Here is an 8,029-nt window from a genome sequence, read left to right as displayed (position 1 = left end):
GGGGACGGTAAACTCACGTCTCAGTTGTGAGGCCGGGTAAACGGGGGGAGAAGGAAACAGGGATGCCGGCGCGCGGCGTCGGCACGCTGCGTCGCCGCACGCCGCTGGGCCGCAGCGCGACTTGAATTCGCGTGCAGCGGAATGACTTTCGCTTTCGGCTCGCCCGGCACCCTGTTTCCTTCTCCCCCCGTTTACCCGGCCTCACAACTGAGACGTGAGTTTACCGTCCCCAGCGCTGCGCCGCCGCCACCGCACGAATCTCCACAGCATGTATCCAGCGTGGATCCACGATGGGCGTCAGACCGCGGCCGCGCACATAGTCGTCGAAGGCCTCGACGGTGGTCCACTTCGGGGTGTAGCCGAGCTCGGTGCGCATCCGGGTGGTGTCCATGACGCGGCCGTAGCTCAGATAGTCGAGCTGCTCCCGGTCCAGTTCGGTGTTGCGGGTGGCCCGCCACAGCGAATCGACGGCGACCAACGCCGACCGTGGGACCGGCAGCGCCAGGCGCCCGGCCCGGCGGATCGCCTGGCTCATCATGATCACCCCGGACGCGCCCACGTTGAACGAACCGGCCTTGCCCGCGATCGTGGCGCGCTCCAGCGCGCCGAGCGCGTCCTGTTCGTGCAGCAGCTGCAGCCGCGCATCGTGACCGATGATCGTCGGCACGACGGGACCGGCCAGGTAGCGCGACAGCGCGGTGTCCATGGCGGGCCCGATCATGTTGGCCAGCCGCAGGATCGTCACCGCGATGTCGGGCCTGCGCCGGCCCAGCCCCCGGGCGTAGCCCTCGATGTCGATGCTGTCGCGGGCGAAGCCCTCACCGGGCGGCCTCCGACGGCTGCTGCTCTCGGTGAAGAACACCGGGTCCCGCGAGCTCGACCCGTAGACCTCGGAGGTGGACTTGAGGATGACCCGCCGCACCGAGGGCGCCTTCTGACAGGCCGCGAACAGCTGGATCGCGCCCATCACGTTGAGTTCTTTCAACGTCGCGCGGCCGCCCGATCGCGGCGCGTACGACGCCGCCGCGGCGTGCACCACGGTGTCGACCTCGCCGTTGCGGATGACCTTGGCGATGAAGGGATTCCGGATGTCGGCCCGGACGAACTCCGCGCGGCCCATCCGCCGCAGCAGATCCTTGCTCGGCGCGATCGCGTCGACGGCGATCACGTGGTTGATCAACGGGTTCTGGGCGAGACGCGCGGTCAGGTACCCGCCGAGGAACCGGCACGCGCCGGTGACCAGCACGACCTTCGGATGGCTCAGCCCGTCCCGGGCGTCCGAGCCGTCACCGCCGCCCCCTGCGCGATCTCCAGAGCGGGCGTCGGATTCCATCCAGACAGCCTAGCGGCGGGGCGGAGAACCTACTTGCCGAGTTTTCTGCGCTGCACCCGCGTGCGACGAAGCAGCTTGCGGTGCTTCTTCTTCGACATGCGCTTGCGCCGCTTCTTGATGACAGAACCCATGAACTCCGCTACCTAGGTGTGTGTGTCGATCCGTCGGATCTCGTCAGTCTCGACCGGTCACCTTACCTGGCAACCGTGCCGGCGCCGAAATCCCCTCGGATCGGCGGCCCGGAGGGCGGGCCGCCGCGACGGCTCAGCCGGCGTCGAAGTAGGAGCTCTCCAGCATGTCGTGGACCGCCTTGGCGTGCACCCGGAACGACCGGCCCACCCGCACCGCGGGCAGTTCGCCGTTGTGCACCAGGCGGTAGACGGTCATCTTGCTCACGCGCATCAAGCTCGCCACCTCAGCAACGGTGAGGAATTGAGCACGCTGCTGCTGCCCGTCACCGGCGTTGGCCTGGCCGGCGTCTCGCGCCGCCTTACCGCCGGCCGAATCCCGCGAAGATGGCCCGTTCATAGACGTCATCGCAACCCAATCGATCAGGCGCGGGCAGTTCCAGCGGCTTCCCCACCGCTGGCACCGACCCGTGCTTACCACCAGGAGAATAGCGTGGCAGGTGTGGTTACTGCGACGGGTGTGGGCTAATCCGTTCCAAATTCCTGAACTACTCGGATGTAATTCCGAGCTGCTCAGAGCGCGTTTTCGCGGCTTCCACCGCATTGGCCACCGCCGTCCGCAGGCCGCCCCGCTCGAGTTCGCGCAGCCCAGCGGCGGTGGTGCCGCCCGGAGAGGTCACCGTGGCGCGCAGCTGGGCCGGCGAGGTGTTCATCACGGCGGCCGGCGCGGCGTCGGTGGCGGCCGCCGTCTCGTCGAGGTGCTCGAGCAGCATCGCGGCCGAACCGGCCATCGTCTGCACCACCAGATCGGTGGCCACCGACCGCGCCAGGCCCGCGTCCACGGCCGCGTCCACGAGCGCCTCGACCATCAGGAAGAAGTACGCCGGACCGGAGCCCGACACCGCGGTGACCGCGTCGATCTGGGACTCGGCGACGGTGAGCACCCCGCCGACCGCGTCGAACAGCAGTGAGACCTCCTTGAGGTGCTCGGGGGTGGCGAACCGGCCCGGAGCGAGCGCGCTGACCCCGCCTCCGACGAGCATCGGCGCGTTGGGCATGACCCGGATGACCGGGGAACCGGCCGGCAACTTGTTCTCGTAGAACGCGGTGCTCACCCCCGCCGCGACCGACACGAAAACCTGCTCGGCCGCATTGCTTTCCGCGCGGGCGGCGGTGTCGGCGATGTCGCCGATGACGTGCTGGACGTCGCCCGGCTTGACCGCGACGACGACGTAGGTCGCGCTGTCCACCGCGTCGGACACCGTCGTCACCAGCACCGAGTACTTCTCGGACAGGTACTTCGCCCGGCCGGGGTTCTTCTCCGCGACGACGAGGTCCTTGACCTGCCTGCCGGCGCGCAGGAGCCCCGCCAACAGCGCCTCACCGATACTTCCGCCGCCAATGATCGCGATTCTGGCCATGCCCGAAAGCATGGCACGGGCTCAGCCGCCCTCGGCAGGCACCATCGCCAGCTGGCGGGTCTGCACGATGATGCGGCCCTCGCAGTCGACCACGATGTGGTCCTCGTCGAACCAGTCCTGCCCGATCTGGGTCGCGGTGCACAGCACACGCAACCAGCCGTCGGCCGGCAGCGCCCTCAGATAGGCGGTGAGCTGAACGGTGGGCGCCCAGCCGAACCTGTTGACCCCGAACGTCACCGGAGCCGACACGTCCCCGCACAGCAACGCGAACAGCAGGTCCGGAGCCACGCCCTTGGGCCGCACCCAGTACTCGATGACCGGCATCTCCTGATCTGCTCCTCGCGTGCGCGGTCCCCCGTCCGCACGGCGCGAGAACGTCGTCAACGACGGCCTGATGTCACAGCCGTGCGCCAGGTGCACGACGTCGGCCATCGAATGGCCCGGCCCGATCGGTTCCAGCCCGGGCGGCGGTTCCGGTGTCATCAGCGGGATCACCGGGTTGACCGACAACAGCGGCGGCACATGATGTTCCGGCGTTCCCAGGGTGACCGCCGCGCGCAGCGCCGTGCGCTGCCCCTGGTTGAGTTCGACGTCGATCAGGCTGACCCGCCGGCCCCGCTTGCGCACCGTGGTCACGATGTCCATCGGACCCGGGTCCGGCGCCCACAGGAAGCTGCCCGACACCGCGATCGGCTCCACGCCGGGTGCGCCGAACTCGGTGCGCGCCGCGTTCGCGCACAACGCCAGCATCGCGCCGCCGTGCACCTTGGGCCCGATCGTCCAGTGCTCGTTGAGTTCTCCGTGATAGACCCCGTCGCCGCCGGACGTCAGGGTCATCGCGTCGGTGAACAGCGTCGAACTCGTCACCGCGGCATCATCGCACGGCGTCAGCGCAGCAGATGACGGCGAGCGAACTGCAGCGACTCGGTCAGCAGCGCCTCGCGTTCGGCGGCGGTGCGCGCGCCGGAGGTCGTGACCTCGAGGATCACGTGGCCGAAGAAGTCACCGGCGGCCAGCATCTGGCAGATCTCCGCGGTCGGCTGGGTGCCGCGGCCCGGGACGAGGTGCTCGTCGGTGGACGCGCCGCTGCCGTCGCACAGGTGCAGGTGCACCAGCCCGTCACCCATCCGCCGGGCCATCTCGACGGCGTCGGTGCCGGCGGTCGCGGTGTGCGACAGATCCAGGGTGTAGTGCGCGTGGCCGCCGTCGAGCGGATCGTAGGACGGCGCGAACGCCGAGATGCCGGGCCCGGGGTTGCCTCCCCGTTTGCGCATCCGCTCGATGGAGGTCTGGCCGGCACCGAAGAACCGGTCCGCACGGAACGGGAACATGTTCTCCACGGCGACCATGACCTCACTGGAGTCCTCCAATGAGGCCACCTGGTCGCTGAACCCCTCCGCGTAGCGGCGTTGCCAGCGGAACGGCGGATGCACGACCACGGTCTGGGCGCCGAGCTGCTCGGCGGCGCGCACACTGCGCTCCAGCTTCGGGATGGGATTGGCGCCCCAGACCCGCTGGGAGATCAGCAGACAGGGCGCGTGCACCGACAGCACCGGCACGCCGTAGTGCTTCGACATCGCCTTGATCGCGGCCACGTCCTGGCTGACCGTTTCGGCCCACACCATCAGCTCGACGCCGTCGTAGCCGAGCTTCGCGGCGTACTCGAAGGCGGCCTCGGTCTTGAGCGGGTAGACCGAGGCCGTCGACAGACCGACCTTGATTGCGGGACGCACAGTGCGGTCGGCTCAGCCCGACTGCAGCAGTGCCAGCGGGCCGAGGGTGACCAGCGCACCGACGGCCACCGCGATCAGCGTGCTCCCGATGTCCTCGGTCTTGCGCACCACCCGCACCCCGACGACCAGGCCCAGGATGACCAGCACCGACAGCACCAGCGCGACGATGTTGTTCCACTTCCACAACTGATCGAACGCGACGAACAGGCCGGCGCCGAAGATCACCGCGATGACACTCTGGCCCACGATCCACAGACCGTGCACGAACGACGACATCTGGCGCGGTTCGGTGTCCTGATCCAGGTCGTCACCGTCGACGGCGGCGCGGTCGGCCGTGTCGGTGTCGGTCTCCTGGTCGGTGTCGGTGTCGGTGTCGGTGTCGACGGTGTGGCCGCCGAACAGCGGTGCCTCGGTCGAGCGCAGGTACGACGGCAGCTCGTCGTCGCCGTCCCGCTCGTCCCCGTCGTCCCCGGCGTCGGTCCGCGGTGTCAGCGCGATCTCGTCGTCGAGGTCCTCGATCTCGGGGGCGTCGGTCAGGTACTCGTCCGGCGCACCGGCCGGGACGTCGTCGTCCACCGGGTCCGGCGTCCACTGCTCGGCGTCGACGGCCTGGCTCTTGCGGCCGAACCGGCCGAAGCCGAAGCGCCGGGTGGGCTCCGGCGCCTCCTCGGGTTCTGCATCGCGCGGCGCGACGGGCGCCGCGACCTCGGTCTCCTCGTCGGTGACGTCGTCGTCGTCGGCAGCCTCGGCGGCGTCATCGAGTTCGTCATCGGCCGCCTCGTCGGCGGTGTCCTCGGCGTCAGGTGCGTCGTCGGGGTCGGTCTCAGCGTCGTCGGAGTCAGAGGCGGCGTCGTCCGGGGTGGTTTCTTCGGTGACGTCCTTTTCGGTGGCGTCCGTTTCGGGCTCGGGCTCCGGGTCCGGCTCGGGCTCTGCGTCGGTGGGCTCGTCCGCGCGGATGACGGGGATCTCACCGGTGAGCTCGGCGACGGTGACGGCATCGGCGTTGCCACGCCGCCGACGGCGTCTGCCGCCGACCGGGGGCGCCCCGATCGTGCCGTTCCTGGCCAGCAGCTCCGCGACCGAGATCGGCCGGGTGCTGCTGTGGTCGTCATCAGATCCAGTCATCGCCTGTTGCCTTCGAGCCTCGCCGCTTCACCGTTCAGCATCGCGCACCGACACCGACCGCGAGGCCGATTGACCGGTCGCCTTGCCGGGTTTGCCAGAACCGTTCGATTCGCCGCTCCCGCCCACGAAGGCGCTGCCATCCGCCTCGCTGTCGAGTTTCCGCAGGATCAGACCCTCCCGCAACGCCCAGGGACAGATGTCGACGCTCTCGATGCCGAGGGCTTTCATGCTCGCCTCCGCCACCAGCGCGCCCGCGACGATCTGAGGTGCCCGATCGGCGCTCACCCCTTCCAGTTCTGCTCGGTCAGCCGCGGTCATCCTAGAGATGAAATTTATGAGTTGCCGAAGACCGGTCGCGGTCAGTGTGCGCTTGACCCGTGGACCGGCGCCGGACGGGGCCGCTCCGGTGAGCCGGGCCAGCGAACGGAAGGTCTTCGACGTGGCCACCGCCAGGTCCGGAACGCCCGCGTCAGCGATCTCCGCCGCGGCCTCGGCCAGCTCGTTGGCCAACCAGTCGCGCAGCATCCCCACCCGGCGCCGGCCGGGGGGATCGTCGGGCAGCCACTCCCGCGTCAACCGGCCCGCCCCCAGCGGCAGCGACAGCGCGACGTCGGGCTCCTCGTCGAGCCCGCTGGACAGTTCCAGCGAGCCGCCGCCGATGTCGATGTTGGTGATCCGCCCGGCGCTCCAGCCGTACCAGCGCCGCACGGCCAGGAACGTCAACCGCGATTCGTCGACACCGCTGAGCACCCGCAGTTCGACACCCGTCTCGGCCTTGACCCGCGCGAGCACGTCCTCGGAGTTCGTCGCGTCGCGGACCGCCGAGGTGGCGAACGCCATCAGCTCGGCGCACCCCGAACTGGTCGCGATCCGGGCGAACTCGTCGACGGTGCCGACCAGCTTGTCCGCTCCCTTGCGGGTCAGCTTGCCCGAGGTGTCGATGGCCTCGGCCAGCCGCAGCGAGGCCTTGGTGGAACTCATCGGAGTCGGATGGCCACCCCGGCGGGCGTCCACCACCAGCAGATGGACGGTGTTGCTGCCCACGTCGAGCACGCCTAATCGCACCCGTTCAACCTAATGGGTCTACCGTGGAAAACCGTGAGCGCATCGGCATCGCATCCCGGGGAGGTCGAGTTGGACTTCGCCCGGGAATGGGTGGAGTTCTACGACCCGGACAATCCCGAGCACCTGATCGCCGCCGATATGACGTGGCTGTTGTCCCGGTGGACGTGTGTGTTCGGCACCCCGGCCTGCAAGGGCACCGTCGAGGACCGGCCTGACGACGGATGTTGTTCGCACGGCGCGTTTCTGTCCGACGACGACGACCGCGCCCAGCTCGACGACGCGGTGAAGCTGCTGACCGACGAGGACTGGCAGTTTCGCGACAAGGGGCTGGGCCGCAAGGGCTACCTGGAGTTGGACGAGTACGACGGCAAGCCGAACTGGCGGACCCGGAAGTACAAGGGCGCCTGCATCTTTCTGAATCGTCCCGGCTGGCCCAAGGGCATCGGGTGCGCGTTGCACCAGAAGGCGCTGGAGATCGGCGTGGAGCCGTTGACGCTCAAGCCCGAGGTGTGCTGGCAGCTGCCGATCCGCCGCACCCAGGAATGGATCACCCGGCCCGACGGCTCGGAGATCCTCAAGACCACGATCACCGAGTTCGACCGCCGCGGGTGGGGCGAGGGCGGCCTCGATCTGCACTGGTACTGCACCGGCGACCCGGGCACCCACGTCGGCGCCAAACAGGTGTGGCAGTCCTACGCGCCCGAGCTCACCGAACTGCTCGGCGAGAAGACCTACGCGGAGCTGGCCGCGATGTGCAAGCGGCGCAGCGGTTTAGGTCTGATCGCCGTGCACCCGGCGACCCGCGCCGCCGAATGAGCGAGGCGCTGTACCTCTTCCGGTTGATCCCGCCGCGCGCCGATTTCGCGCAGACCATGACCGACGCCGAGCAGCACGCGATGGCCGAGCACATGTCGTACTGGCAGGAACTGCTCGCCGCGGGTCGCGTCGTGGTCTACGGACCCGTCGCCGACCCGGAGGGGGTGTGGGGGCTCGGGGTGCTGCGCGCCGCGGACCGCGCCGAGGCGCTCGCCATCGGCGAGGCGGACCCGTCGGTCACCGCCGGGGTGAACACCTTCGAGGTCGCCGAGATCATGGGCCGCAACAAGTTCAGTCCGTACCGCGGCCCATGGCGGGATCACGAATGGCTGGGCTGGTGGGGCGACGAGCCACCGTTCCACACCCCCGTCTTCGTCATGACCCACTACGAACGCCCGTCGTTCACCT

The 8,029-nt window shown here is 69.3% G+C and carries 10 protein-coding genes; 2 read left to right on the top strand and 8 right to left on the bottom strand.

All coding sequences use genetic code 11. From position 1 onward, the window contains the following. Positions 1-220: 220 nt before the first annotated feature. From ASJ79_RS13740 to ASJ79_RS13710, 8 genes are all read right to left on the bottom strand, one after another. On the bottom strand, positions 221-1,333 hold the full coding sequence (locus tag ASJ79_RS13740) for an SDR family oxidoreductase (protein ID WP_067956012.1): 1,113 nt from the start codon (positions 1,331-1,333) through the stop codon (positions 221-223). Between the two features lie 29 nt (positions 1,334-1,362). Then, positions 1,363-1,464, bottom strand: coding sequence for a 30S ribosomal protein bS22 (locus ASJ79_RS31000; protein WP_003402602.1), 102 nt, complete (start codon positions 1,462-1,464; stop codon positions 1,363-1,365). A gap of 133 nt (positions 1,465-1,597) precedes the next feature. Continuing rightward, a complete protein-coding gene (locus tag ASJ79_RS13735) occupies positions 1,598-1,870 on the bottom strand; it encodes a helix-turn-helix domain-containing protein (RefSeq protein WP_067956010.1) in 273 nt (90 codons plus the stop codon). Between the two features lie 139 nt (positions 1,871-2,009). Then, on the bottom strand, positions 2,010-2,882 hold the full coding sequence (proC, locus tag ASJ79_RS13730; RefSeq protein WP_197420207.1) for a pyrroline-5-carboxylate reductase: 873 nt from the start codon (positions 2,880-2,882) through the stop codon (positions 2,010-2,012). Between the two features lie 21 nt (positions 2,883-2,903). Beyond that, the gene (locus ASJ79_RS13725) at positions 2,904-3,749 is read right to left on the bottom strand and encodes a thioesterase family protein (RefSeq protein WP_067956004.1); all 846 of its coding nucleotides are present in this window, start codon (positions 3,747-3,749) and stop codon (positions 2,904-2,906) included. 20 nt (positions 3,750-3,769) lie between these two features. Continuing rightward, a complete protein-coding gene (locus ASJ79_RS13720; RefSeq protein WP_067956002.1) occupies positions 3,770-4,615 on the bottom strand; it encodes a sugar phosphate isomerase/epimerase in 846 nt (281 codons plus the stop codon). Positions 4,616-4,627: 12 nt separating this feature from the next. Next, complete coding sequence (locus ASJ79_RS13715; RefSeq protein ID WP_067956000.1) at positions 4,628-5,740, bottom strand: hypothetical protein; 1,113 nt, start codon at positions 5,738-5,740, stop codon at positions 4,628-4,630. Positions 5,741-5,767: 27 nt separating this feature from the next. Then, the gene (locus ASJ79_RS13710) at positions 5,768-6,805 is read right to left on the bottom strand and encodes a Ppx/GppA phosphatase family protein (protein WP_067955998.1); all 1,038 of its coding nucleotides are present in this window, start codon (positions 6,803-6,805) and stop codon (positions 5,768-5,770) included. A 12-nt stretch (positions 6,806-6,817) separates the two neighbouring features. Here ASJ79_RS13710 and ASJ79_RS13705 point away from each other — a divergent pair, with 12 nt between their 5' ends. Both ASJ79_RS13705 and ASJ79_RS30995 read left to right on the top strand, forming a co-directional pair. Further along, positions 6,818-7,621, top strand: a complete 804-nt coding sequence (locus tag ASJ79_RS13705) for a hypothetical protein (RefSeq protein ID WP_067955996.1) — start codon at positions 6,818-6,820, stop codon at positions 7,619-7,621. Beyond that, positions 7,618-8,029: YciI family protein (locus ASJ79_RS30995; protein WP_197420206.1), on the top strand; the 412-nt coding region annotated here is incomplete at its 3' end. The genes ASJ79_RS13705 and ASJ79_RS30995, both read left to right, overlap by 4 nt.

Source organism: Mycobacterium sp. NAZ190054 (genome assembly GCF_001545925.1).
In the GTDB taxonomy this organism is placed as follows: domain Bacteria; phylum Actinomycetota; class Actinomycetes; order Mycobacteriales; family Mycobacteriaceae; genus Mycobacterium.
Note: the sequence above shows the minus strand (reverse complement) of the source record. Positions and strands in the feature narration are given on the sequence as shown.